Source organism: Bradyrhizobium sp. B124, assembly GCF_038967635.1.
Taxonomy (GTDB): Bacteria; Pseudomonadota; Alphaproteobacteria; order Rhizobiales; family Xanthobacteraceae; genus Bradyrhizobium.
Genome location: NZ_CP152413.1, coordinates 5,836,189 through 5,858,933, shown reverse-complemented (window position 1 = coordinate 5,858,933; position 22,745 = coordinate 5,836,189). Strand labels below are relative to the sequence as shown.

Sequence of the window (22,745 nt, the reverse complement as noted above, 5' to 3'; positions counted from 1 at the left end):
GAAACGTCGCGACGCTGCGATGCATGGCGATGGCAACCATGCCGTCCCGCCCCGTGGCGCGTCGCGGACGCCGAAAGCTCTCATGCATGTGATGTGCGCGCTACTTCCGCATGGTCGAAGTCAGCGGCGCGATGACGTGCGACCGGCGGCCCGCATGGCTCACAAAGCGATCGCGTTCTTCAAACGCGACGTCTCTTGATAGGCCGGCGACGCCAGATGGCCGTACAGCCATGGCCTTGCGCGCTTGCCACTCGCCTCGTGCACGCCGTCGAAGACGTCCATGTCGATCAGATGCGGATGGGCCGATGATGCATAGACGGCCTGCATTTCCGCGAACTTCTCATCCCGCCCGAGCTCGATCGCGTTTGCAGCATCGCGGCTGCCAATCTCGACGAACAACGGACATGGACAGAGCAGATACGCGAGCTCCGCGCCGGTATACTTGGCGCGGCTGTTGGCGAAATGAATGTAGGCCGCAAGTTCGATGCCGAGGTTCTTGCTGATGGCGGACGACGTCAGAAACTTCTTCTCGTCACGCATATATCCGGAGGCGACGGTCGGCCGCATCCGCCCCGTCGCCGCTTCCAGGTGCAGCGCGAGAAAGGCGCCCGAGGACACCCCATAGACGCCGACATTCAGACCAGCCGCTCCGGTCAGCTTCCGGCAGACGGTTTCACCGGCATCGATCGATGCGCACGATACGTTGTGCGCCGAGATGCCATGGGATGCCAACATCGCGGCGATGTTGTTCTGGCTTTCCTGATTTCCGATCTGAACTATGTAGGGACACCACACGACATAGCCGTCCTGGCAAAGCTGTTTGCCGAGCGCGTTCATGTAATCCTTGTCGGCATCATCGAAGCACCGCTCCGGCGTACTCGCCATGCCGTGGCCGAGCAGGATCAATCCCTTGAACGGGCTGTCGGGAATCCCGAGACATCCGCGCACCGGCACGCCGCATTCCAGATCGAACTCGACCTTCACGACCGAGAATCCGTCCGCCGTGCCGCGCCAGAGAATCCGGATCTCGTCGCGCGATGGCCGATAAAGCCGCCGCTCCCGGAACAGCGAGTGCATCTCCCTTCGAATGTCCGGGCCGGTGGCGACTGCACGCAGCTTTCCCCTGGTCGCGATATCGAAGAACGAACGGCAGAACGTATCGTAGCCCAGAGCCGGCAGATCGACATTCGCGCACGATCCCCGGCAGCGACTCAGCGACAGCGTGTTGCCGGTGACCGATGAGGGGCCGACCAGCGTCATCAACAATCCGGAAAGCGCCCTGCGGCTGATCATCGGCCCTCCCCGAGCCGCCGATGGCTCGACTGCATGTCACAGATCGCCGCCTAGCAGGCGCGACAAGTCGCGCGGATACAAATTAAAGGATGTTCATGGTCGAATGATCGCGCGCAGCGTTGCAAACGTGTGACGCTTGCAGGTCTCGCCCCGCGACGATTCATGCCGAATACGTTTCGAGACGCTTCGGAAATATTTCTGACTGTCACGCGGGTTCAATTTCGCCACATGCGGCGATGATCGTCAGGTTTGGGCTTGATCTCGGCGACCTTGGCATCGGCGGCCTTCGGCGCGTCGGCCATCCTGCCGATCAGCCTCAAGAACACCAACATCCTGTCTGGTATCCTCGGCGGCGGCCGCTCGCACGGCTGCGGCTGCAACTAAATGCGATGTTGGGAGGACACCGAGGTGCCCTCCCAACAGCATCAGGCAAGAGCCGTTCCCTGCATCCGCTTCGCCATTCGACCAATTCATCTGCTCCCCAACTGCGGTTGTCCGACGCAGGCCGCGCCGGCGGCTGCGCGATGCTGTAAAATGCCCCGGAATAGCCCGGACTCGTGGGCAGGGCCGAATTGCTCTAGGCAATAATTCCGGGGTCGATGGGTTTATCTCTTGGTTGACATCATTTTCCTGGAATGGCCGATGGCGAACGACCTGCACGAGCATCTGATTGAACTGGCCTATGAGGCCGCGGTCGTCCCCGAGCTTTGGCCGAATGTGCTGCATCAGGTCGGCGCGATCGCGCGGGCGCGCGGTATCGTGCTGCTGACGGCAGCCCCGCACGACGTCCGCTGGGTCGCATCCCCCGACATGCACGACGACACGGTTGCCTATGTCGAAGGCGGCTGGCACGAGCGCAACGGGCGGTTGCCACGCCTGCTGGCGGCCAATCATGCCGGCTTCCTGCGCGACATCGACGTGTTCGATACGCCCGAGGAAGTGCAGCAGGATTTCCAGATCCGCGAGTTCTTCCGCCCGCGCGGGCTCGGATGGGGTGCCGGCACCGCGATCCCGGTGCCGAGCGGCGACGTGCTGATCTACAGCGTCGAGCGCGAATACCAGCACGGACCGATCGAGCGGGAAGCGATCGAGCAGCTCGATGCGCTACGCCCGCATCTGGCGCGGGCGGCGCTGCTGTCGGCGCGGCTCGGGATGGAGCGCGCCAGGGCGGCAACCGAGTCACTGGCGATGCTCGGACTGCCCGCGGCGGTGCTGCGGCGCGGCGGCCGTCTGATGGCGGCCAACCCGCTGTTCGACCGCCTGGTGCCTGATGTGATGCAGGATCGTACCGATCGCCTGACGCTGGCGGCAGCTACCGCCGACGCGCTGTTCGCGCAGGCAGTGGCGGCACTCGATCAGGGTCTCATCAGCGCCGAGGTCCGCTCGGTCCCGATCGCGGCACAGGACGATCGTCCGCCGCTGATCGTGCATCTGGTCCCGATCCAGGGCGCCGCGCGCGACCTGTTCGACCGGGCGCTGGCGATCGTGATCGTGACGCCGGTGGTGCCATCAGAGGTGCCGACCGCGGAAGTGCTGCAAGGCCTGTTCGACCTGACGCCGGCCGAGGCGCGCGTCGCGCGCGGTATCGGCGAAGGACGCACCGTCGAGGCCATCGCCATCGCATTCGGCATCTCCCGCGAAACCGTGCGCAACCAGCTCAAGGCCGTGCTGGCGAAGACCGGGCTCGGCCGACAGGTGGAATTGGCCGGACTGCTCGCCGGCGCCAAGGTGCCGCCGGGTTCGTCTGCCGACTGAGACTCAAGCCGCATTCAGACGGGCCTGGAAGAAACCGGCAACACGGTTAACTGCATCGGCCGTCATTGGATCATTGTCCGCGAAGTCGAAGCGGTGCGCCTGGCCTGGATAGAGAGCGCGCAACCATCTGCCACACCCCTCGGGGGCATCGCAAAGGATCGCATGTTCAAACGGCGCGGGTTGCGCTAGTGATACCTCCCCTCCTCCCACCGTGCGCCCACCCCGGCGTACGTCCAGTCAATGAGTGTATCTGAATGGCCGAAGCCGACCTCGACGCCGTCATCCGGCAAACCGCAAGAGCGCAGACCAAGGCCGTGATGGCGGCTGCCAAGAAGCGCCAGGCCGTCTGGGTCGCGCGCGCCGCCAAGGCCAAGGACAAGGAGACCAAGGCGCGCTTCCGCTTCCTGGCCAAGAGCACGATCCTGAACGCGACCGCGACCGCCAAGCGGTTGCAGAATTCCGCGGAGAACGCCGCCGACGCCTATGCCCGCGCCATGAAGAAGGCGATGGAAGAGCCGCCGCCGGCCCAGAAGCCTGCGAAGAAGAAAGAGGACGCTTAGCTAAGGAGCGCGCATGCTCACCGTTCACCATCTCGGCAAGTCGCAATCGGAGCGGATCGTCTGGCTCTGCGAGGAGCTGGAGATTCCGTACGAGCTGAAGTGCACCACGCGCGATCCAGTCACGATGCTGGCGCCGGCCGATTACAAGGCGCTGCATCCGATCGGCGCCGCGCCCGTCATCACCGACGGCGCGCTGGTGCTCGCCGAATCCGGCGCGGTCGTCGAGTATATCGTCGCCAGGTATGGCAATGGACGGCTGACGCTGACATCAGACCATCCCGACTTCGCGCAGTTCCTGTACTGGTTTCACTTCGCCAACGGCACGCTGCAGGCGCAGATGGGCCGCAGCATGATCCTGAACCGGCTCAACCTCGCGGCCGACAATCCGATGCTGGTCGCGACCCGGGCGCGGGTCGACCGCTCGTTCGATCTGATCGAGGCGCGGGTGCGCGACGCCACATATCTTGCGGGCGATGTGTTCACGACGGCCGATATCATGATCGGCTTTTCGCTGACGACGATGCGCTATTTCCTGCCCTACGATCTCGGCCACCGCCCCAACATCAGGAATTATCTCGGCCGCATCGCCGCGCGCCCGGCCTATCAGCGCGCGATGCAGAAGGGCGATCCGGGCATGGCGCTGCTGCTGACGTGAGATCGTGATGCCGCGTTATGTCGCCTTGCTGCGCGCGGTCAACGTCGGCGGTACCGGCAAGCTGCCGATGACCGAGTTGAAGGCAATGTGCGTCGACGAGGGATTTGCCGACGTGCAGACCTATATCGCCAGCGGCAATGTCGTGTTCTCCTCGAAGCTCGGCGCGCCTAAGGTCAAGGCCGCGCTGGAGAAGCGGCTGCACGCCTATGCCGGCAAGCCGGTCGGCGTCGCAGTGCGGAGCGCGGACGAGATCGCCGCGGTGCTGAAAGCCAATCCGTTTCCGAAAGCGCCGCCGAACACGACGGTCGCGATCTTTCTCGACGCGCCGCCACCCAAGGACGCCCTGAAGGACATCAAGGGCCAGCAGGACGAGCAGATGCGGCTCGGCAAGCGCGAGATCTATGTCGCCTATGGCAGCGGCATGCGCCGCTCGAAGCTGAAGATCCCCGCCGCCGCCAACGGCACCGCGCGCAACATCAACACGATCGCGAAGCTCGCCGAGCTCGCGGCGGGTGATGATTGAGCCTAGTCCGAGAACCCAACCCCGTCATCCTGAGGTGCGAGCCACTTCGGCGAGCCTCGAAGGATAAATCGGCCACCAGCCGGGCCGTGCATCCTTCGAGGCTCGCTCCGCTCGCGCCTCAGGATGACGGGTTAGGTGCTTTGACTCGCGGATAGGAACAGCATTGCTAGCTCTCCCGCACCGCAAATCCTTCGGCGCCGAGCCTCGCCAGCACCTCTTCCAGATGCGCGCGGTCGCGGGTTTCGATTACGAGCTCGAGCAGCGTCGCCTTGGCCGGCAGGTCGGAGAAGGTGCGCTGATGCGAGACCTCGATGATGTTGGCGCCGGCGTCCGCGAGCAGGATCGACACCGCCGCGAGCTGGCCGGGCCGGTCGACGATATCGAGCGCCAGCTGGGTCAGCCGTCCCTCGCGCGCCAGCTCGCGGGTCAGCACCGAGGCGATCAGCCTGGTGTCGATATTGCCGCCGGTGAGCACGAGGCCGACATTGCGGCCGGCAAAGCGGCCGGGTGCCGCGAGCACCGCCGCGAGGCCGGCGGCGCCGGCGCCCTCGACCACCGTCTTCTCGATCGAGATCAGGGTCGCGACCGCGCGCTCAATCTGGTCCTCGCTGACCAGCACGATGTCGTCGACGAGGTCGCGGACGATCCTGGTGGTGATCTGCCCGGGCGCCTTGACCGCGATGCCTTCGGCGAGCGTGTCGCCGCGCATCGGCAGTTGCTCGCCTTTGACGGCATTGTACATCGACGGATAGAGCTGGGCCTGCACGCCGACGATCTGCACCGACGGCTTGATCGCCTTCGCGGCGGTGGCGATGCCTGAGATCAGCCCGCCGCCGCCGATCGGCACCACCAGAATATCGAGCTCCGGCACCGCCGCGAGCATTTCGAGCCCGATCGTGCCCTGTCCGGCAATGATCAGCGGATCGTCATAGGGATGGATCAGGATCAGGCGGCGCTCGGCGGCATGCGCGCTGACGAACGCGAAGCATTCCTCCAGCGTCTGCCCGGTGATGATGACCTCGGCGCCGTGCCGCCTGGTGTTCTCGATCTTCACCATCGGCGTGCCAATTGGCATCACGATGGTGGCGGGGATGCCGAGCCGCTTGGCGTGATAGGCCACGCCCTGGGCGTGATTGCCGGCCGACATCGCGATCACCCCGCGCTTGCGCTCTTCGGGGGACAGCGCCTGCAGCCGGTTCAGCGCACCGCGCTCCTTGAAGGTCGAGGTGAACTGCAGGTTCTCGAATTTGAGGAACAGGCGGCAGCCGCAGATCTCGCCCAGCGTGCGGCTCTCGCTGCACGCCGTGACCATGACCGAATCCCGGATCACGTCGGCGGCACGGCGCACGTCAGCAAGAGTGACGTCAGCAGGAGTTACGGCGGTAGGATCGGAAGGATGCGGCATCGGGTTTCGCTTTGGACCGTTTCGTCAGACGGAACCTAGCGTGTTTCGACGCCGAAAACGACCGCGCTATCGCTCGGTCAATGCCCCTTCCTCCGGCTTGGCCGGCCCGGCCAGCTCGATCTCATCGCATTTGGGGCAAACCAGCGCGGTCCGGAAATGCTTGTCGAGCACAATGGTGCGCGTCCTGCCGCACTGGCAGCGCATCGGCTTGTCCATGGAAGGTCGGCCCGGGTTCGAGATGCAGGGAAAGCGTGTGCCTAGCTATCCCGGTCCGGTTAACCCAATATGACGTGCCGCCGGAATATCTAGAAGAAGCCCGCGCTGAGATCGAGGCCATAGCTCGCCCTGAGCACTGCGACGAACAGGACCGCAAAGCCGAACAACAGGACATGCCGGGCGATGCTGCTCCGAAGCGAATTGGCCGGAAACACGCGTGCGATCGATTGAGCCAAAGCAGTCATTTGCGACCTCCAGAGCCACGTCCCGAAGTTAGGTCGCGCGCAGAGCTATGAGGTTCAACGCGGCTCGCGGAACGGCCGGCGGCGCACCGATGCGCTCGGCTCCGGGCTACGCTGTGGCCGTGCCCTGTTCCTGAAGCGGTGACCGACCACGATCAGCTTGCCTTCTTCGCGGATCGCGGCCTCGGCCAATGGCTCAGGCGGCAGATTGTCTTGGGTGACGGCCTCCAGCGCCTGCAGGAACTCACGACCGGCCGCTGTGATCTCCCAGCCTTCGGCGTCACGCAGCACGTAGCCATTGCTAAAGATGTCGAGTTCGGGAACCCGCGACGCGAGGCGCTTGATCCGCGCATGCCAATCCTCGCCGCTCGACGAGAGGATAGCGAGGTCGTGCTTGAGTGAATCGAGCGTAGCTCTGCCGCTGACGTGACTGGCCAATATTTTTAAGATCGCAACCTGTATGCTCAACTCGACGCCTCGACCGCCACGGTTCTTTTTGTTCTGCGCAGCCGATCTGGAAATTATCGCGCTGATGACTCAGGCGTCCAGTCATCAGCGCCAGTTATCCAGAGACGGCATGACGGTATCGATTTACGCTGCGCGTGATGTGCCGACGCGGCGCTCGGGCCGCTGCGACGACATCGATTCCTCTTCCATATCCTGCGGCGCGCCCCAAAATTCCCGCACCGTCGGCCCGTGCTTCAACCTGCGGGCGCGCAGGAAGCCGAGAATCTCGTGCGGCCAGACCCGACGCCCCATCTGCGTGTACCAGCGCATCGCATGACGAAGTCCGGTGTCGCGATGCAGCAGCACGCGGAGCAATGCCTTCGGGCGGCACTGCAACACCATCTCGGTGAACTTGAACCACAGCAGCACGCGCCACGGCGCCATGTGCCGCGTCGCCAGCACCTGATGCTTGTAGTCCCAGAGCCGGCGATCGGTCTGGATGACGCGCCGACCTGCCGCGAGACGGAAATACGGCGTCCAGCGATGCGGCGTGACGTAGAGCATCTGGATCTGATCGGGATCGTAGGACAACAGCTGCCGCAAGCCGCGCCAGTGATCGCGATCGGTCTCCTCCTCGAAGCCGACTACCCAGGTCGCCATCGACAGGATGCCGTGCTGGCGCATCAGGCGAATGGCCTCGCGATCGATCGTGGTGGTCGCGCCCTTGCGGATCAACTCCAGCGTCTTCTCGTCGGTGTTCTCCATGCCGAGCAGGAAGCGCTGCCAGCCCGCCTTCTTGTAGAGATGCAGGATGTCGGCATCGCGGACGATGTCGTCGGCGCGGGTGGAGCCGACCAGGATCAAATCGACATTCTCCGCGATCAGGGCCTCGAGGAAAGCCCGCCAGGCCTTCTTCGAGACGGTGGGATTCTCGTCGGCAAAATTGATCACCTTGACGCCGTGCTCGCGATGGAGTCGTGCCAATTCCCTGGCAAAGCGCACGGGATCGCGGTGTCGCCATCGCGTCCAGAAGCCGCGCTGGCCGCAATAATTGCAGAGATGCGGACAGCCGCGCGAGAACTGCACCACGACGGCGCGGAGCCCACCCCAGTAGCTGTAGCGCGCGTGATCGATCAACTCCCAGCCGACGCGATAGGCATCGAGATCGCGGATGACAGGCGCGGGCCGCGTGGCACGTGGCTCATCATCGTCGCGGAATGCGATGCCGTCGATGCCGGCAAGATCGCCGCCATATTCCAGCGCCCGCATCAGGCGGCGCGCGGTCTCCTCGCCCTCGCCGCGCACGATCGCGGTGACGTAGGGCTCCTCGCGCAGCACTTCACGCCAGTGATAGGTCGGGAATACGCCGCCATAGACGATCAGCGCCCCGGGCACGGCCCTGACGATCGCCTGCGCCACCTCTGCGATGACGGGATGGCCCGAGGTCGAGCCGGAATGGCCGAACAACACCGCATCCGGCGAAAACCGCGATGCCTCCGCCAGGATGGCGGCAAGCGGCATTGGCCCGAACTCGGCATCGAGAAGCCGGACTTCATGTCCGTCGTCGATCAGGGGACCGCCGATCGACAGCAGGCCGAGCGGCGGCAAATGGTCGTCGGGAATCCGGCTGCCGATCGCCGGATGCGGCACGTTGATGAGAAGAATGCGCATGGATGATCGCTCCCGCTTTGGTTGGCGTGATCGTTCGTCCCCGCATCTTGTGGAAGAGAGCCCAACCCCCGGCCGGGCTTTGAGAAGAGAGCAGTTGGCGCGGCTTGACGCGCTAGAGGTTCGGCACCTCCGCCGGCATGATCGCGGTCAGCCCGCCGAAACGGCGTTCGCGGCGATGGAACGAAGAAAGCGCGTCGGCGAGATCGTCGGCATCGAATTCGGGCCACATCCGCTCGGTGAAATGCAGCTCGGCATAGGCGCCCTCCCAGAGCAGGAAGTCCGACAGCCGCTTCTCGCCCGAAGTGCGGATGATCAGGTCGACATCGCGCAGGCCGGCCTCGCCTGTGATCAGATCGGCAAAGGCCTCGCGGCTCAGCGGGCCTGCGCCGGCCACGCGCGCGGCGGCGTTCAGGATGGCGTCGCGCGCCGAATAGTCGATCGCGATGCGCAGATGCAGCGTGGTGCCGTCGGCGGTCTCGGCCTCGGCCCGCGTGATCGCGGCGGCGATGCCGTCGGGCAACCGGTCGCGGCGGCCGATCACGGTGAGGCGAACGCCGTTGCGCACGAGGGCTGCGATCTCGTTGGCGAGATAGAACCGCAGCAGCCCCATCAGCGCCGTGACTTCGGCCTTCGGGCGGCGCCAATTGTCGCTCGAGAACGCGTAGAGGGTCAGCGTGCCGACGCCCTGGTCCGGCGCGGCCTCGACGATGCGGCGGATCGCCTCGACGCCCGCCTCATGTCCGCGCAGGCGCGACAGGCCGCGCCGTGTCGCCCAGCGGCCATTGCCGTCCATGATGATGCCGACGTGGAGCCGTCCGGCTACCTCCGGCTTGAGCGCGACGTTACTTTGCATCACAAAGTCTCCGGACAAAAATGGGATGATCAAATCGGCTGGATACCAAGGCGGCGAGACCTGCCTTCGTCTTTGCCGGCGGCGCTGGCCGCATCGCGCACCAGTTGCTCGAGCACGGCGAGATAATCGAGGAAACGGCGGCGGCCGCTCCTGGTCAAACGGCAGGTGGTGTGCGGGCGATTGCCTTCATAGCCCTTGATGACGTCGACGAGGCCGGCCTCCTGCAGCACCTGCAGATGCCGGCTGAGATTGCCGTCGGTCAGGCCGCAGAGCTGCTTGAGATCGGCGAAGGCGAGCCCCTTCGGATGTGCCATCAGCGAGGTCAGCAGGCCGAGCCGCGCCTTCTCGTGGATGACGCGGTCGAGGCCATCATAGGCGAATGGCGCGGTGGTCACGTCAGTCTTCGACATCATTGCCTCCGGAAGCGAAATACAACAGTGCTGCGAGCAGCAACTGGCCGATCGCGAATGGCAGGCCCATGGTCCAGGGCGACAGTGCGTGGCTCTGGCTTGCGATCAGCAGCACCGTGAAGCCCGACAGGAAATACCAGGCGCCGCCGAGCGCGATCGTGCGCGGCAGCAGGCGGACCGAGGCGAACACGCCGAGGCTGACCAGCACCTGCCACAGGCCGGGGAGCATCCACAGCGTCTCGGGCGCGAATTTCCATTGCAGGATCGCGAGCAGCACGCCGGCGATCACAGCGGGAACGAACTGCTCGATCGCCTGCTGAATCATCGCATCCGCAAGGCCCGAATGATGCCGCCGCGAGCGCGCCTGCATCTCGATCCAGATCAAGACCGCAGAGAGCAACGCGGCTGCGGCCCAGCCCGCGAGGAACAAGATCGGATGATGAGTCGGATCATCGAGCCAGAGATATTGCGCAAGCGCCGTGACCAGCGCGATGCCGCTGGTGGCGGCGACCGTCGCCGGACCGTAGCCGCGGAACGCGGTTCCGGCCGCAATCTGGCTGCGGATCGCGAGAATATCGGCCAACGCCTTGTCGAGGTCGCGCATGTTTTGTCCGAACTTTGTATTGCAAAGTATACGGGATCGCCAAGTAAACGCAAGCGGCATCGCGCGGCGTGCCGAGCGTGATGTTTAACAGCCGGTTACTGCGCGGATTGCGGCGAAAGCGTGCCGCCTCAGACCTTCACCAGGCTCGCAAAGCCGCCATAGATCATCCGCTTGACGTCGAACGGCGCCGTCTTCGGATCCATCGACGACGCCAGGCGGGGATCGGCCATCACCTTGGCGTTGATCCTGTCGCGCTGGGCACGCGACTTGTAAGTGATCCAGGCGAACACGACGGTTTCGCCGGCCTTCAGTTTCACGCTCTGCGGAAACGAGGTCAGCTTGCCCCGCTTGACGTCGTCGGCGACCCATTCGCGATAATCCAGCGCACCATGCTCGCGCCAGACCTTGCCGGCCTTCTTGGAGAGCTGGGCGTAGACCTTGAGTTTCTTCTTCGGCACGGCGACCACGAAACCATCGACGTAAGGCATTGGCGTTTCCTGTTGTCTGGTTCCCCGTCATTGCGAGGAGCCAACGGGCGCGCGCTCGCGCGACCTGTTGGCTCGCAATGACGATCAGGAGTGACAGCAGGATGCCTGAACCGGTGCCGGTTGGTATTGGTCACGTAGCCGCACCCAATCCATCGGATAGGGCAAGCCCTCCTCGTGGCGGCCGAGCGGCGTCAGGTCGAGATAGTGGTAGGCCGCATTCATCATGTCGAGGCCGCGCGCGAAGGTCGAGTAAGTGTGGAACACGCTCCCGTTCTCGTCGCGGAAGAACACGCTGATGCCGGGCAGTTCGGGACCATAGAGCGGGGTCGTTCCATAATTGTATTTCGCGTCCCCGGCATCGATCTGCCCTTGCGTGAACGACACCCCGTAATCGTAATTGAAGTCATTGGCGCCCGAGGAGACCCAGTCGAAAGTCCAGCCCATTCGCTGCTTGAAAGCCTCGAGCTTGGCCAGCGGCGCCCGCGAGACCGCGACCATCGTGGTGTCGCGCGCGGCCAGATGCGGAACCATGCGCTCGAAGCCGTCGACCCAGAACGAGCAGCTCTTGCAGGCTGCGTCCCACTCGGGCGCAAACATCACATGCTGCACCACAAGCTGCGGTCTGCCCTTGAAGAGATCGCCGAGCGTCACCTTGCCGTCAGGTCCGTCGAACACATAGTCCTGGTCGACTTTCACCCACGGCAGTTCGCGGCGCTGCCGGCTCAGCGCTTCGCGGGCCCGGGTGAGTTCCTTCTCGCCGGCCATCAATGCCTTGCGGGCTGCGATCCATTCTTCGCGCGAGACGATCTTGTGCTGTTGCATGAGATGCTCCTTTGCGGTTCAGGCGTCGACGTACTGTGCCAGATTGCCGAGGAATTCGGTCCAGCCGCGCTGGTGGTTGTCGCGCGCGGTCTCGTCGACGAACTGCGCGTGATGGAAGGTGAGCAACGTGCCGCCGGCGTCGGGCTTGATCGACACGGTCACCTCGGACTCGCGTTCCGGCGTCGAATGCCAGGCCCAGCTGAACACCAGCTTCTGGTTCGGCACCACCTCGCGGTAGATGCCGCCGACCTCGTGATATTCGCCGTTGGTGCCGGTGAACTTGATCCGGTAGCGGCCGCCGACACGGACATCGAGCTCGGCCTGCGTCGTGCCGGGCTTGACCTGGCCCGGGCCGAACCACTGCATTAGGTTTTCCGGATCGGTCCACGCGGCGTAGACTTTTTCCGGCCGGGCGCGGAGGCGCCGCGTGAGGGTGAGGCTTGGGCGCGCGGCAAGGCCGGCGTCGGCTGCGGATTGGTTTGCCAATTTAACTGCCATGAGTCTTCCTCCACAAAAGCGGCAAGGCGGTCGAGATTGTCGGACCAGAATTGTGCATAGCGATTGAGCCAGTTCATCGCCTGCTCCATTGGCCTCGCGGTGAGCCGGCACGCGACCGTGCGGCCGGTCTTTTCGCGCGCGACCAGGCCCGCATCCGTGAGCACGTCGAGATGCTTCATGATCGCCGGCAACGACATCGCGAATGGCTGCGCCAGCTCGCTCACCGACAGGCTTTCCTGCTCACCGAGCCGCGCCAGCAGCGCGCGGCGGGTGGGGTCGGAAAGCGCCGCAAAGGTGCGGTCCAGCGTCTCGTCCTGATACTTAACCATGTGGTTTAGTATAGACGCAAACGACGCGGCGTCAAGCGCCCGGCTTCACGATCACGTCAATGCCGGGGCGCCACGACGCCGGATGGTTGGGACGATCGCAGGCGGAGAGCAGAAGCGCCCTCTCAGCCGGCGGCTACTGCCGGTGGTGCCGATGCCGGTGACGGTGCGGCCGAGGCTGCTCCGGCTCGAGCTGCTCGCGAAACAGGAATCGCGGATTTTCTCCGCAAGCAAGGAAGCGTCCCGATACGCTCGCAAGGCACTGATCGTAGGTCCGATAGGCGCATTCGCCGGGATAGCCGAGGCTCGGGCCCTGTGCGCACCACGGGTAATCATAGGGATCGGCGGACGCGCGATCGATGCCGGCCACGGCGGCCAGCGTCATCGTTCCCAACATCAGCACTGCCAATCGCAATGTGCGCATGATCCCACCCGTTCCGGTCCTCAAGAGCCGCAGTCAATCAAGCGCGGCATAACCGGTATGGTTCCTGAAGGCCACTTTATTCCGCATCAGGATCGCTCAACTTTTGCAGCAGGGTGCAGGACAAGTCCGCGCTCGCGGCCGGACTCGTCCCACCCGTTCAGTGTGAGGCTACTCGACCTTGAGGCCGGCGAACTCGACCACCTTCTTCCACTTGTCGGTCTCGGCCTTGATGTCGTTGCCAAAAGCGTCCGGCGCCTGGATCAGCGAGTCGCCGCCGAGCTCGACCAGGCGCTTCCTCATGTCGGGCTCGGCGAGCACGGCGTTGATCTCGGTGTTGAGCTTGGCGATCAGGTCCTTCGGCGTGTTCTTCGGCGCGCCCATGCCGAACAGCGCGCTTGCCTCATAGCCCTTCACGGTCTCGGCGATCGCCGGCACGTCCGGCAATTGCGAGGAGCGCTCCGTCGTGGTCACGCCGAGCGCGCGCAGCGAACCGGAGCGGATGTGCTGGATGATCGAAGGCATGTTGTCGAAGATCACCTGCACCTGGCCACCGAGCATGTCGGTGATCGCAGGCGCGGCGCCGCGATACGGCACGTGCTGCATCTTGCAACCGGTCATCGACATGAACATCTCGCCGGAGAGGTGCACCGAGGTGCCGTTGCCGGAAGAGGCCATGTTCACCTTGCCGGGATTGGCCTTCACATATTCGATGAATTCGGCGACGTTCTTCGCCGGCACGTCCTTGTTGACGGTCATCACGTTCGGCACGCGGTTGAAGGAAGCCACCGGCGCGACATCGCGCACGAAATTGAACTTCAGATTGGCGTACAGCGAGGCGTTGATGTAGTTCGCCGGATTGACCAGCAGCACGGTGTAGCCGTCCGGCTCGGCATTGATCGCAGCTTCGGTGCCGATATTGTTGCCGGCGCCCGGCTTGTTCTCGATCACGAACTGCTGGCCGAGCTTCTCCGACAGCCGCTGCCCGATCAGGCGCGCGATGATGTCGGTGGCGCCGCCCGGCGGATAGCCCACGATCCAGCGCACCGGTCGCGCCGGATAGTCGGCAGCCGAAGCGCGGCCGATCGCGAATGTCGAAATCCCCGACCCGATCAGGCCCAGCGCGGCGCGGCGTGAAATCATGAAGTCTCTCCCAATCTCGCAGGGTTTGACCCCTGCCCGTTTCTGTTGCGTTGCGTGCGGCGCGGTTTTAACAAACAATGTCTGAAGCGGCCAGTGCGACACGTGCGACACCGACCGCGACGAAAGGCTAAGCCTCGGCTCTGCATCAGACCCGAAGCGTTGAATTCTTGTTTAAGACTCTGGACCGAAGAGGATCGATCATGTCCGTCAAGGTGAATGGGCTCGACCATCTCGTGATCAATGTCACCGATGTGGTGCGCTCGGTTGCCTGGTACAGCAGGATCCTCGGCATGGAGGTGAAGGTGTTCGACCCCGGCAAGGGCAAGACACCGCGCACCTCGCTTGTGTTCGGCAACCAGAAGATCAATGTGCGGCCGCGCGATGCCGACAAGGTGGACTGGTTCACCGCCGATCATGAAGCGGCCGGCAGCGACGATCTCTGCTTCCTCACCTCGAGCACGCCCGAGGCGGTGGTCGCGCATCTGAAGGCCCATGGCGTCAAGATCGAGGAAGGCCCCGTCGCCAAGCAGGGCGCGCGCGGCACGCTGCGCTCGGTCTATTGCCGCGACCCCGACGGCAGCCTGATCGAGATCTCGTCGTATGAGAGGGATCCAAGCTAGCTGTCATTCGTCACTGCGAGCTGGCTGTTCGCGCGAATGCGCGCCCCGTGACAGGCAGCGCGAATGGACCCATCCGTTCCGTGCGGCGGAACGGAATTGCTTCGTCGCATCAGCGCAAAATGACTTTGCAAATCCCGATTTGCTCTCGGCGCACGCCGATGGCAGAACTGCTCCCAACCAAGATCAATGGCGGCCGGCAAGGCTGCGCGGGAGGACATATGACGACTTCACAGCCAGTGCCGGGCATCGTCGGACCGTTTGCGGGGCTCGACGTGCCATGGTTGCTCAGGATGCGCGCCGAGGTGCGCCGCGATCATCCGTTCCTGATCTGGGCGCCGTTCGATGCGCCGGCGCGGCGCTGGAGCTACGGCGAATTCCATGAGCGTGTCGGCGCGCTCGCGGCGGGCCTCGCCAAGCGCGGCATCAGGCAGGGCGACTATGTCCTTATCCACCTCGACAACTGCGTCGAGGCGATCATGTCGTGGTTCGCGTGCGCCGAACTTGGCGCCATTGCCGTCACCACCAACACCCGCTCGGCTGCGGCCGAGATCGACTATTTTGCCGGCCATTGCGGCGCGGTCGCCGCGATCACCCAGCCGGCCTATGCCGAACTGCTATCAGCCAACTGCAAGGGGCTGCGCTGGATCGCGGTGACCTCGCATGATGCGGGCCAGGCGCCAGCACAAGCACCCGCGCGCGGCGATAGCTTTGACGCACTGTTCGCCGACAGCGCCGACCGGCCGAAACGCCCAATCGATCCGCTCGCACCGTGCAGCGTGCAATACACCTCGGGGACCACGTCGCGGCCGAAGGCGGTTCTATGGACGCATGCCAACGCGCTGTGGGGCGCCAAGATCAACGCCGCGCATCAGGATCTGCACGCGACCGACGTGCACCAGACCTATCTGCCGCTGTTCCACACCAACGCGTTGGCCTATTCGATGCTGGCAAGCCTGTGGGTCGGCGCGACCTGCGTGATCCAGCCGCGCTTCTCGGCGAGCCGCTTCTGGCCGGTGGCGCTCGAGCACGGCTCGACCTGGACTTCGACGATCCCGTTCTGCATGAAGGCGCTGCTCGAGCACGAGGTTCCGAAGAACCACAAGTTCAGGCTCTGGGGCACGGCCGTGAACGAGCCGCCGGCATTCGCCGTGTTCGGCATCAAGATCATCGGCTGGTGGGGCATGACCGAAACCATCACCCACGGCATCATCGGCGAGGTCGACCAGCCGAACCCGCCGATGTCGATCGGCCGCGCCGCGCCCGAATACGAAATCCGCATCACCAACGACGATGGTACGCCGACCGGCGTCGGTGAGACCGGCAATCTCCTGATCAAGGGCATCCCCGGCCTGTCGCTGTTCGCCGAATATCTGCATAACGAGAAGGCGACGCGCGAGAGCTTTGACGAGCACGGCTATTTCATCACCGGCGACCGCGTCACGATGCTGGAACGCGGCTATGTCAGGTTCGGCGATCGCTCCAAGGACATGCTCAAGGTCGGCGGCGAGAATGTCGCGGCCTCCGAGATCGAGCAGGTGATCGCGGTGGTGCCGGGCGTCCGCGAGGCCGCCGTCGTGGCGAAGAAGCATCCGATGCTGGACGAGGTGCCGGTCGTCTTCATCATCCCGCAAACCGGCGTCGCGGCGCTGCCCGCTGACCTGCACGACAAGGTCATGACTGCCTGCCGCTCCGCGCTCGCCGACTTCAAGGTGCCGCGGGAAATCCGCTTCGTCGACGAGATGCCGCGCTCGACGCTGGAGAAGGTTGCGAAGGCGGAGTTGAGGAAGATGCTGGAGTAAGAACAGCGCTTTGCCTCGCCGTCATTGCGAGCGAAGCGAAGCAATCCACCGCTCCGCATACGCTGAAGTATGGATTGCTTCGTCGCTTCGCTCCTCGCAATGACGCGAAGTTCTCAATTCACCTCAAACCGGATCGGCAGCTTCTTCGGGCCGCTCACAAAATAGGCCTGCGTCATCTTCACCTCGCCGTCGAGCGACAGCGATTTCAGGTGCGGCAGCAGCTCCTCGAACAGGATGCGCATCTCGAGCTTGGCCAGATACTGGCCGAGGCAGAGATGCGCGCCATAGCCGAACGCGACGTGGCGATTGGGCTTGCGGTCGCTGCGGAAACGATCGGGGTCCGCGAACACCTCCTCGTCGCGGTTGCCCGAGGCGTAGCACAGCATCAGCCAGTCGCCCTTGGCGATCTTGCGGCCGCCGAGCTCGGTATCCGCGGTGGCCGAGCGCATGAAATGCTTGACCGGCGTCATCCAGCGGATCGCCTCGTCGACCAGGCCCGGGATCAATTCCGGGTTGGCCTTCACCTTGGCGAATTCCGCGGGGTCCCTGGCCAGCGCCCAGATCGCGCCCGCGGTCGAGGATGAGGTGGTGTCGTGGCCCGCGGTCGCGACGATCATGTAATAGCTGGTCTGATCGTGCTCCGGCATGTAGTCACCGCCGATCTTCGCATTGGCGATCACGGTGGCGAGATCGTCGCGCGGGTTCTGGCGGCGATTTTCGGTGATCTTGCGGAAGTAGGCGGAGAAGTCGGCGACGATCGCCTGCAACATCGCCGAGACCTGTTCCGCACTCAGCGCCTCGCGGACGCGCGCGGTGTCGGGATCCTGCGGGCCGAACAGCTCCTGCGTCAGCTTGAGCATACGCGGCTCGTCCGCCTCGGGCACGCCGAGGATCTCCATGATGACGTGCAGGGGATAGCCGAGCGCGACGTCCTCGACGAAATCGCAGGCGCCGCCGCGGTCGAGCATGCGCTGCACCGTGGCACGCGCGATCTCGCGGACGCGGCCCTCGAACTTGCCGAGATTGGCCGGCATGAACCAGCCCTGCGTCAGCGCGCGGTACTTCGGATGGTCGGGCGCATCCATCTGCACCAGCGAGCGCACCAGATTGGGCCCGCCGGTGATCTTACGCACCCGCTCCTCGAGCGCCTGCGTCGTCAGCGTGGTCGGGCGGTCGGCATTGTGGAACAGCTCGTTCTGCCGGCTGATCGCCTGGATATGGGCGTGCTTGGTCACCACCCAGAACGGATCGAAGCGGTCAGGCCGCGCGATGCCGAGCGGGTTGTTGGCGCGCAGCCAGCGATAGCTGTCGTGGATGCGGTCGTCGGCATAGGCGACGGGATCGACGAGGGTTTCCGCGATGTTGGCGGGGATATCGAGATCCCCGGTCGTTGTCGTGCCCATGATCGTCCTCACCTGCCGAAGCACCGGTCGCGCCGATGATCGCCGAAATCTAGGCGGAGGTAAGGAAGACGACTTGCGTTGATTGGCTAAACGCCGCGCCACACACGCTATTGCGCGGCGTGGCGGAGTGATGACGGCGGGCTCAATAATGCCCGAACGCCACCGGGCGGAACGCCTGCAGCAATTGCTGGTCGAGCTTGCCGCCCATCTCCTCCATCATGGAGAACGCCTTGGCGTGGGTGAATTGCAGACGGTAGGCGCGCTTCTCGACCAAGGCGGCATAGACATCGACGATCGTGGTGACGCGGACGATGTCGCTGATCTGGTTGCCGCTGAGCCCGTTCGGATAGCCGGTGCCATCGAGGAATTCGTGATGATGCAGGATCACGTCGAGCATTTCCGGCGGGAAGCCGCCCTGCGCCGACAGCGCCTCGTAGCCGCGGCGCGGATGTTCGCGCATCTCGGCCATTTCCTCGACCGTGAAAGAGCCGGGCTTGTCGAGCAACGCGACCGGAACGAACGCCTTGCCGACATCATGCAGCAGTGCGGCACGGGCGAGCCGGCGCTGGTCGTCGTCGCGCATGCCGAGATGCTGCGCGAATGCCACCGCAAAGCCGGTTACGAACAGACAGTGGCGATAGGTCTCCTGGTGATGGCAGCCGACGGTGGTCAGCCATTCACGCAGCGAGTTGTGCTTGATCGCCTTCAGGATCTTGTTTTCGGCGGCAACGATGTCCTCGAACCTAAGCGGCTCGCCGGCGCGCATCCGCTCGAACATCTTGACCATGACGCCATGCGCGGCTTCGACGCCGCGATTGAGCGCCTTGCCGCGGTCGGTCTCGTCATAGCCGCTGTTGTCGGGAAACGCGGCGCGGATGCGCTGCAGGATGCCGCGCGCGTCGAACGGCCGCGAGATCGTGTCGGTGGCGCCGAGCGCCCAGGCCTGCATCGAGGCGTGATGCAACGCATCCGCCAGCACGAACAGCCGCGGCATCTCGCGATAGGCGTCGGTCTGCAGCTTGGCGCGGACCATTTGCACGGCTTCGGGCGAGCGCAGGTTGATATCGACCACGATGCCGGAGAGGTCGCGAGCCGGCTGCTCGGGAATGTCCGAGGTCGGCACGGTATCGACCTCGCCCACCGAGCGCAGGATGCTGGCGAGTTCGTTGCTTTGATCGCTTCGATCTGACGCCAGCAGCAGGCGGCGCTTCGAAGTCTGGTTATTGGCCAAGGCAGTCATGACATCCCCGTCGCGGTAACGACCGACAGTGGACGCTATCTGACGATGCGTTCCCTCCGGCTTAATGGGGATGCTGAACGGCGGTTAAGCGCAATGGATACAATTTGAGGAACCGCCAAATCCGCCAGCAGAATCAGGCCCGCCGAAAAAGCAGGCGGCCGGCTGCAGCGCCGGCGAATCATGAATTTTTGCAGCGTCAAAGGCGTCGACGCCGCTACCATCCGGCGGACGCTTGGGGCAAAGGAAAACGCCGGAGAGCGGTCAAGCGCTCCGGCGTCTTCATTGGTTCAGGGCGTTACGCCTTCATCGCAGCCTTGACGGCCTCCGCGGTGATCGGCAGGCCGCGGACGCGGGCACCGACCGCGTTGAAGACGGCATTGCCGATCGCCGGCGCCACCACCGTCACGGCGGGCTCGCCGACGCCGGTCGCCTTCTCGCCATTGGCGATGACGTTGACCGCGACTTCCGGCAGCTGGCTCATCCGAAGCGGAGTGTAGGTGTCGAAATTGGTCTGCTCGATGCCGCCGTCCTTCAACGTCGCCTTCTCGAACAGCGCCAATGACATGCCCCACAGCGCCGCGCCCTCGACCTGGGCCCGGATGCCGTCGGGATTCACCTGCGTACCAACGTCGGTCGCAACCGTCAGCTTCTTCACCGTCACCTCGCCCGACGGGGCGACGGCGACGTGGGCGACGCAGGCGGTCCAGCTCGCCGTGGCGCGCTCCTGCGACGACACGCAGGCAACGCCCATGCCTTCGCCCTTGGGCAGCTTCTTGGTGCCGTAGCCGGCGAGACCCATCGCGGCGAGCAAGGTGTTACGGAGGCGCTGCGCGCCGCCGTCGTTCTTGCCCTTGCCGTCGAGCAGTTCGACGCGAAGCTGGGCCGGGTCCTTGCCGGTCGCATGCGCGATCTCATCGACCATGCTTTCGACCGCCCAGAACGTCCAGCCCGGCGCCACCGAACGGAGCTGACCCGACGGGGTGGCGTTGTGCGCCATCTCGTTCTTGATCGCCCGCACATAGTGGTTGGGAACGGTGTAGAAGAAGTCCGAACCGTTCACCGTGAAAGCATCGAGTGGTCCCTTCTTGTCGACCGAGGGCGACAGGAAGTCGGGGATACCCCAACGCTGGGTCGGCCAGGCGGAGACGACGTCGTGGCTCAATGCGACGAGCTTGCCGTCGCCGTCCACGCCAGCCTTTACTTTTTGGTAAGTCAGCGGACGCGAGAAATCCATCGTCATGTCGTTCTCGCGCGTGTAGATGACCTTGACCGGCTTGCCGACGGCCTTGGCCGCCTGCACCGCGGGCACCATCATGTCCGCGTCGAGACGCCGGCCGAAGCCGCCGCCCAGCCACATCTGATGCATCACCACGAACTTCGGATCGATCCCGGCGGCGCCGGCCGCGATCGCACCGGAGCGCGTCGCGAACTGGTTGCCGGAATAGATGTGCAGGATGTCGCCCTTGAACTCCGCGGTGGCGTTCATCGGCTCCATCGGCGCGTGGATGTTGATGTTGGTGGTGTATTCCGCCTCCAACACCTTGGCCGCCGTGCCGAAGGCTGCGTTCGGATCGCCGTCCTTGACGAAGAACTCGCCGGAATCGCTCAATCCCTGAAGCCGCTTGGCCTCGGCGAACAGCGATTCGCTCGAAAGTTTGGCGTTCGGACCGCCATCGTAGTCGATCTTCAGCGCCGCCGCCGCCTTCTTGGCGTTGGCGTAGGTGTTGGCGACCGCGACGACCCAGCCGGTCGTGGTTGTGGTCTTGTCGTCCAGGGTGACGGCCTTGATGAAGCCCGGCACCTTCTTGGCCGCGCTATCGTCCACCGACTTCACGGTGGCGCCGTAGCGGACCGGCGGAGTGACCAGCGCGCCGTAGACCATGCCCGGAAGCATCACGTCGATGCCGTACTTGGCCGTGCCGTTGACCTTCAACGGAATGTCGAGCTGCGGCACCGAGACGCCGATCATGGTGTACTGGTCGGCAGACTTCAGCTTGATCGCCTTCAGATCGTCCGCCGTAAACGTCTTGGTCGCCTTGCCGCTCTTCACCACTTCGGCAAACGACATCGACTTCTTCGACTTCGGATGGCTGATCGTCGACGCGCGCACCACCAGCTCGCTGGCCGGCACGCCCATCGAGGCCGCCGCCGCCTCGGTCAATGCGATGCGGCCGGCAGCGCCGGCACGGCTCATGGCGTCGAAGTTCATCATCGTCGACCAGCTGCCGCCGGTGATCTGCGCGCCCAACACGGGATCGTTGAACTTCGGATCGTTGGAGGCGAGCTGGACCCGCATGTCCTTCCAGTTCGCGCCGAGCTCTTCGGCCACGATCTGCGCCATCGTCGAGGCGACGTGCTGGCCCATGTCGGCCTTGCCGCAGGTCACGGTGACGAGACCATCGGGCGCGATCGAGTACCAGACGCTCGGCTCGACGTTAGCGGGCGCGGGTGCCGCGAGCGCGTGGTCGATGCCGGACGCGGCGTAGCCGAGCACGAGACCGGTTGCAGCGGTGCCGACCAGGAAGGAACGGCGGCTGAGATCGGTCGTCTCGGGGGCGAGGTCTTTCACGTGCTTGTTCATGTGGCCCTCCGCTCGGATCCGGTGGCCGATGCGGTGCGCATGTCGGACGCAGCGCGCATGATCGCCTTCTGGATTCGTGAATAGGTCATGCAACGGCAGAGATTGCCGTCCATATGCGCGACCACTTCTTCCTTCGTCGGGTTGGTGTTCTTCGACAGCAGCGCTGCCGCCTGCATGATCTGGCCGGACTGGCAGTAGCCGCATTGCGGCACCTGCTCGGCGACCCAGGCCTTCTGCAAGGGATGTTCGCCCTTGGCGGAGAGGCCTTCAATGGTGGTGATCTTCTTGCCGACGGCGTCGGCGAGTGAGGTCTGGCAGGACCGCACCGCTTCGCCGTTGAGGTGAACCGTGCAGGCGCCACAGAGACCGGCGCCGCAACCGAATTTGGTGCCCGTCATCTGCAATTGCTCGCGGATGACCCAAAGCAGCGGCGTGTCATTGGCCGCCTCGACGGACGTATTCCGTCCGTTGATATTGAGATTTGGCATCTCTCTCCCCTTCCGGTGTAGGAAGCCGCTTACGGCGGCAACTCACTGTTGGGTCATGGCCGGCGCCCACCGGGTAAGCGACAGTTGCCGAAACAATGATCCGGTTCCCGGCTGGAGGCAATCCAATTTGGAATTGCTCGAAAGGAATAAATTTCGGAAACTACCCGTTGTGCGATGCGGCAACGGCATGAAGCTTTTGAAATGCCAGTATTGATGCCGTATCGATCACTCCTACCAAGGTCGGTAGCGCTGCCGGACCTGACATCGACAACAGAAGGAGCC

24 protein-coding genes and 1 pseudogene are annotated in these 22,745 nt (G+C 64.4%); 6 read left to right on the top strand and 19 right to left on the bottom strand.

All coding sequences use genetic code 11. The features are described 5' to 3' along the window. Positions 1 to 159: 159 nt before the first annotated feature. On the bottom strand, positions 160 to 1,293 hold the full coding sequence (locus AAFG13_RS27875; protein ID WP_342708812.1) for a hypothetical protein: 1,134 nt from the start codon (positions 1,291 to 1,293) through the stop codon (positions 160 to 162). 612 nt (positions 1,294 to 1,905) lie between these two features. Here AAFG13_RS27875 and AAFG13_RS27870 point away from each other — a divergent pair. The 4 genes from AAFG13_RS27870 to AAFG13_RS27855 all read left to right on the top strand — a co-directional run bounded on the left by AAFG13_RS27870 (position 1,906) and on the right by AAFG13_RS27855 (position 4,786). Then, positions 1,906 to 3,048: a helix-turn-helix transcriptional regulator gene (locus tag AAFG13_RS27870; RefSeq protein WP_342708811.1), complete on the top strand. Its 1,143-nt coding sequence runs from the start codon at positions 1,906 to 1,908 to the stop codon at positions 3,046 to 3,048. 254 nt (positions 3,049 to 3,302) lie between these two features. Continuing rightward, on the top strand, positions 3,303 to 3,608 hold the full coding sequence (locus tag AAFG13_RS27865) for a hypothetical protein (protein ID WP_212312248.1): 306 nt from the start codon (positions 3,303 to 3,305) through the stop codon (positions 3,606 to 3,608). A 13-nt stretch (positions 3,609 to 3,621) separates the two neighbouring features. Then, positions 3,622 to 4,263, top strand: coding sequence for a glutathione S-transferase (locus AAFG13_RS27860; RefSeq protein WP_212312250.1), 642 nt, complete (start codon positions 3,622 to 3,624; stop codon positions 4,261 to 4,263). Positions 4,264 to 4,270: 7 nt separating this feature from the next. Beyond that, positions 4,271 to 4,786 carry a DUF1697 domain-containing protein gene (locus AAFG13_RS27855; RefSeq protein ID WP_342708810.1) on the top strand — a complete coding sequence of 172 codons (516 nt, stop codon included), beginning with the start codon at positions 4,271 to 4,273 and terminating at the stop codon, positions 4,784 to 4,786. Positions 4,787 to 4,952: 166 nt separating this feature from the next. Here the strand turns inward: AAFG13_RS27855 and AAFG13_RS27850 are convergent, their stop codons facing one another. The 14 genes and pseudogenes from AAFG13_RS27850 to AAFG13_RS27785 all read right to left on the bottom strand — a co-directional run bounded on the left by AAFG13_RS27850 (position 4,953) and on the right by AAFG13_RS27785 (position 14,332). Beyond that, positions 4,953 to 6,191: a threonine ammonia-lyase gene (locus AAFG13_RS27850; RefSeq protein WP_342708809.1), complete on the bottom strand. Its 1,239-nt coding sequence runs from the start codon at positions 6,189 to 6,191 to the stop codon at positions 4,953 to 4,955. A 66-nt stretch (positions 6,192 to 6,257) separates the two neighbouring features. Further along, the gene (locus AAFG13_RS27845) at positions 6,258 to 6,407 is read right to left on the bottom strand and encodes a hypothetical protein (RefSeq protein ID WP_212312261.1); all 150 of its coding nucleotides are present in this window, start codon (positions 6,405 to 6,407) and stop codon (positions 6,258 to 6,260) included. A gap of 89 nt (positions 6,408 to 6,496) precedes the next feature. Further along, positions 6,497 to 6,652: a response regulator gene (locus tag AAFG13_RS27840; RefSeq protein ID WP_224943765.1), complete on the bottom strand. Its 156-nt coding sequence runs from the start codon at positions 6,650 to 6,652 to the stop codon at positions 6,497 to 6,499. Between the two features lie 54 nt (positions 6,653 to 6,706). Beyond that, positions 6,707 to 7,117: an aminoacyl-tRNA deacylase gene (locus tag AAFG13_RS27835; protein WP_249132090.1), complete on the bottom strand. Its 411-nt coding sequence runs from the start codon at positions 7,115 to 7,117 to the stop codon at positions 6,707 to 6,709. A gap of 123 nt (positions 7,118 to 7,240) precedes the next feature. Continuing rightward, positions 7,241 to 8,767, bottom strand: a complete 1,527-nt coding sequence (gene bchE, locus AAFG13_RS27830) for a magnesium-protoporphyrin IX monomethyl ester anaerobic oxidative cyclase (protein ID WP_342708808.1) — start codon at positions 8,765 to 8,767, stop codon at positions 7,241 to 7,243. Positions 8,768 to 8,879: 112 nt separating this feature from the next. After that, positions 8,880 to 9,620 (bottom strand): di-trans,poly-cis-decaprenylcistransferase, encoded by a 741-nt coding sequence (locus AAFG13_RS27825; RefSeq protein WP_212312265.1) that lies wholly within the window; start codon positions 9,618 to 9,620, stop codon positions 8,880 to 8,882. A 29-nt stretch (positions 9,621 to 9,649) separates the two neighbouring features. Continuing rightward, positions 9,650 to 10,030 (bottom strand): transcriptional regulator, encoded by a 381-nt coding sequence (locus tag AAFG13_RS27820; protein ID WP_212312267.1) that lies wholly within the window; start codon positions 10,028 to 10,030, stop codon positions 9,650 to 9,652. After that, the gene (locus AAFG13_RS27815; RefSeq protein WP_212312275.1) at positions 10,017 to 10,634 is read right to left on the bottom strand and encodes a hypothetical protein; all 618 of its coding nucleotides are present in this window, start codon (positions 10,632 to 10,634) and stop codon (positions 10,017 to 10,019) included. The genes AAFG13_RS27820 and AAFG13_RS27815 overlap by 14 nt, the downstream gene beginning before the upstream one ends. Positions 10,635 to 10,762: 128 nt before the next feature. Further along, positions 10,763 to 11,122, bottom strand: coding sequence for a DUF1428 domain-containing protein (locus tag AAFG13_RS27810; RefSeq protein ID WP_212312277.1), 360 nt, complete (start codon positions 11,120 to 11,122; stop codon positions 10,763 to 10,765). A gap of 84 nt (positions 11,123 to 11,206) precedes the next feature. After that, positions 11,207 to 11,944 (bottom strand): thioredoxin family protein, encoded by a 738-nt coding sequence (locus AAFG13_RS27805; RefSeq protein ID WP_342708807.1) that lies wholly within the window; start codon positions 11,942 to 11,944, stop codon positions 11,207 to 11,209. Positions 11,945 to 11,962: 18 nt separating this feature from the next. Continuing rightward, positions 11,963 to 12,325, bottom strand: a pseudogene (locus tag AAFG13_RS27800) (SRPBCC domain-containing protein); the annotation flags it as partial. Then, positions 12,310 to 12,771 carry a metalloregulator ArsR/SmtB family transcription factor gene (locus AAFG13_RS27795; RefSeq protein ID WP_342708806.1) on the bottom strand — a complete coding sequence of 154 codons (462 nt, stop codon included), beginning with the start codon at positions 12,769 to 12,771 and terminating at the stop codon, positions 12,310 to 12,312. The gene AAFG13_RS27795 and the pseudogene AAFG13_RS27800, both read right to left, overlap by 16 nt. 133 nt (positions 12,772 to 12,904) lie before the next feature. Further along, entirely contained in the window at positions 12,905 to 13,192 is a 288-nt protein-coding gene (locus tag AAFG13_RS27790) for a DUF3551 domain-containing protein (protein WP_342708804.1), read from the bottom strand. 168 nt (positions 13,193 to 13,360) lie between these two features. Beyond that, the gene (locus AAFG13_RS27785) at positions 13,361 to 14,332 is read right to left on the bottom strand and encodes a tripartite tricarboxylate transporter substrate binding protein (protein WP_342708803.1); all 972 of its coding nucleotides are present in this window, start codon (positions 14,330 to 14,332) and stop codon (positions 13,361 to 13,363) included. Positions 14,333 to 14,532: 200 nt separating this feature from the next. Between AAFG13_RS27785 and AAFG13_RS27780 the strand changes: the two genes are divergently transcribed. Continuing rightward, entirely contained in the window at positions 14,533 to 14,952 is a 420-nt protein-coding gene (locus tag AAFG13_RS27780; RefSeq protein WP_342708802.1) for a VOC family protein, read from the top strand. A 218-nt stretch (positions 14,953 to 15,170) separates the two neighbouring features. Further along, on the top strand, positions 15,171 to 16,751 hold the full coding sequence (locus tag AAFG13_RS27775; RefSeq protein WP_342708801.1) for an AMP-binding protein: 1,581 nt from the start codon (positions 15,171 to 15,173) through the stop codon (positions 16,749 to 16,751). Positions 16,752 to 16,864: 113 nt separating this feature from the next. Here AAFG13_RS27775 and AAFG13_RS27770 read toward each other — a convergent pair whose 3' ends face one another. From AAFG13_RS27770 to AAFG13_RS27755, 4 genes are all read right to left on the bottom strand, one after another. Continuing rightward, entirely contained in the window at positions 16,865 to 18,154 is a 1,290-nt protein-coding gene (locus AAFG13_RS27770; RefSeq protein ID WP_342708800.1) for a cytochrome P450, read from the bottom strand. 142 nt (positions 18,155 to 18,296) lie between these two features. Further along, a complete protein-coding gene (locus AAFG13_RS27765) occupies positions 18,297 to 19,394 on the bottom strand; it encodes an HD domain-containing phosphohydrolase (protein WP_342708799.1) in 1,098 nt (365 codons plus the stop codon). A gap of 295 nt (positions 19,395 to 19,689) precedes the next feature. After that, entirely contained in the window at positions 19,690 to 21,975 is a 2,286-nt protein-coding gene (locus AAFG13_RS27760) for a molybdopterin cofactor-binding domain-containing protein (RefSeq protein ID WP_212312320.1), read from the bottom strand. Beyond that, positions 21,972 to 22,463, bottom strand: coding sequence for a (2Fe-2S)-binding protein (locus AAFG13_RS27755; RefSeq protein WP_342708798.1), 492 nt, complete (start codon positions 22,461 to 22,463; stop codon positions 21,972 to 21,974). Before AAFG13_RS27755 ends, AAFG13_RS27760 begins: the two co-directional genes overlap by 4 nt. Positions 22,464 to 22,745 lie beyond the last annotated feature (282 nt).

Excerpts from the sequence above, each read along its gene's own strand:
- AAFG13_RS27875 (WP_342708812.1), bottom strand. The coding sequence starts at position 1,293 with ATGATCAGCCGCAGGGCGCTTTCCGGATTGTTGATGACGCTGGTCGGC.
- AAFG13_RS27865 (WP_212312248.1), top strand. The coding sequence starts at position 3,303 with ATGGCCGAAGCCGACCTCGACGCCGTCATCCGGCAAACCGCAAGAGCG.
- AAFG13_RS27860 (WP_212312250.1), top strand. The coding sequence starts at position 3,622 with ATGCTCACCGTTCACCATCTCGGCAAGTCGCAATCGGAGCGGATCGTC.
- AAFG13_RS27855 (WP_342708810.1), top strand. The coding sequence starts at position 4,271 with ATGCCGCGTTATGTCGCCTTGCTGCGCGCGGTCAACGTCGGCGGTACC.
- AAFG13_RS27850 (WP_342708809.1), bottom strand. The coding sequence starts at position 6,191 with ATGCCGCATCCTTCCGATCCTACCGCCGTAACTCCTGCTGACGTCACT.
- AAFG13_RS27845 (WP_212312261.1), bottom strand. The coding sequence starts at position 6,407 with ATGGACAAGCCGATGCGCTGCCAGTGCGGCAGGACGCGCACCATTGTG.
- AAFG13_RS27840 (WP_224943765.1), bottom strand. The coding sequence starts at position 6,652 with ATGACTGCTTTGGCTCAATCGATCGCACGCGTGTTTCCGGCCAATTCG.
- bchE (WP_342708808.1), bottom strand. The coding sequence starts at position 8,767 with ATGCGCATTCTTCTCATCAACGTGCCGCATCCGGCGATCGGCAGCCGG.
- AAFG13_RS27825 (WP_212312265.1), bottom strand. The coding sequence starts at position 9,620 with ATGCAAAGTAACGTCGCGCTCAAGCCGGAGGTAGCCGGACGGCTCCAC.
- AAFG13_RS27820 (WP_212312267.1), bottom strand. The coding sequence starts at position 10,030 with ATGTCGAAGACTGACGTGACCACCGCGCCATTCGCCTATGATGGCCTC.
- AAFG13_RS27815 (WP_212312275.1), bottom strand. The coding sequence starts at position 10,634 with ATGCGCGACCTCGACAAGGCGTTGGCCGATATTCTCGCGATCCGCAGC.
- AAFG13_RS27810 (WP_212312277.1), bottom strand. The coding sequence starts at position 11,122 with ATGCCTTACGTCGATGGTTTCGTGGTCGCCGTGCCGAAGAAGAAACTC.
- AAFG13_RS27805 (WP_342708807.1), bottom strand. The coding sequence starts at position 11,944 with ATGCAACAGCACAAGATCGTCTCGCGCGAAGAATGGATCGCAGCCCGC.
- AAFG13_RS27795 (WP_342708806.1), bottom strand. The coding sequence starts at position 12,771 with ATGGTTAAGTATCAGGACGAGACGCTGGACCGCACCTTTGCGGCGCTT.
- AAFG13_RS27790 (WP_342708804.1), bottom strand. The coding sequence starts at position 13,192 with ATGCGCACATTGCGATTGGCAGTGCTGATGTTGGGAACGATGACGCTG.
- AAFG13_RS27785 (WP_342708803.1), bottom strand. The coding sequence starts at position 14,332 with ATGATTTCACGCCGCGCCGCGCTGGGCCTGATCGGGTCGGGGATTTCG.
- AAFG13_RS27780 (WP_342708802.1), top strand. The coding sequence starts at position 14,533 with ATGTCCGTCAAGGTGAATGGGCTCGACCATCTCGTGATCAATGTCACC.
- AAFG13_RS27775 (WP_342708801.1), top strand. The coding sequence starts at position 15,171 with ATGACGACTTCACAGCCAGTGCCGGGCATCGTCGGACCGTTTGCGGGG.
- AAFG13_RS27770 (WP_342708800.1), bottom strand. The coding sequence starts at position 18,154 with ATGGGCACGACAACGACCGGGGATCTCGATATCCCCGCCAACATCGCG.
- AAFG13_RS27765 (WP_342708799.1), bottom strand. The coding sequence starts at position 19,394 with ATGACTGCCTTGGCCAATAACCAGACTTCGAAGCGCCGCCTGCTGCTG.
- AAFG13_RS27760 (WP_212312320.1), bottom strand. The coding sequence starts at position 21,975 with ATGAACAAGCACGTGAAAGACCTCGCCCCCGAGACGACCGATCTCAGC.
- AAFG13_RS27755 (WP_342708798.1), bottom strand. The coding sequence starts at position 22,463 with ATGCCAAATCTCAATATCAACGGACGGAATACGTCCGTCGAGGCGGCC.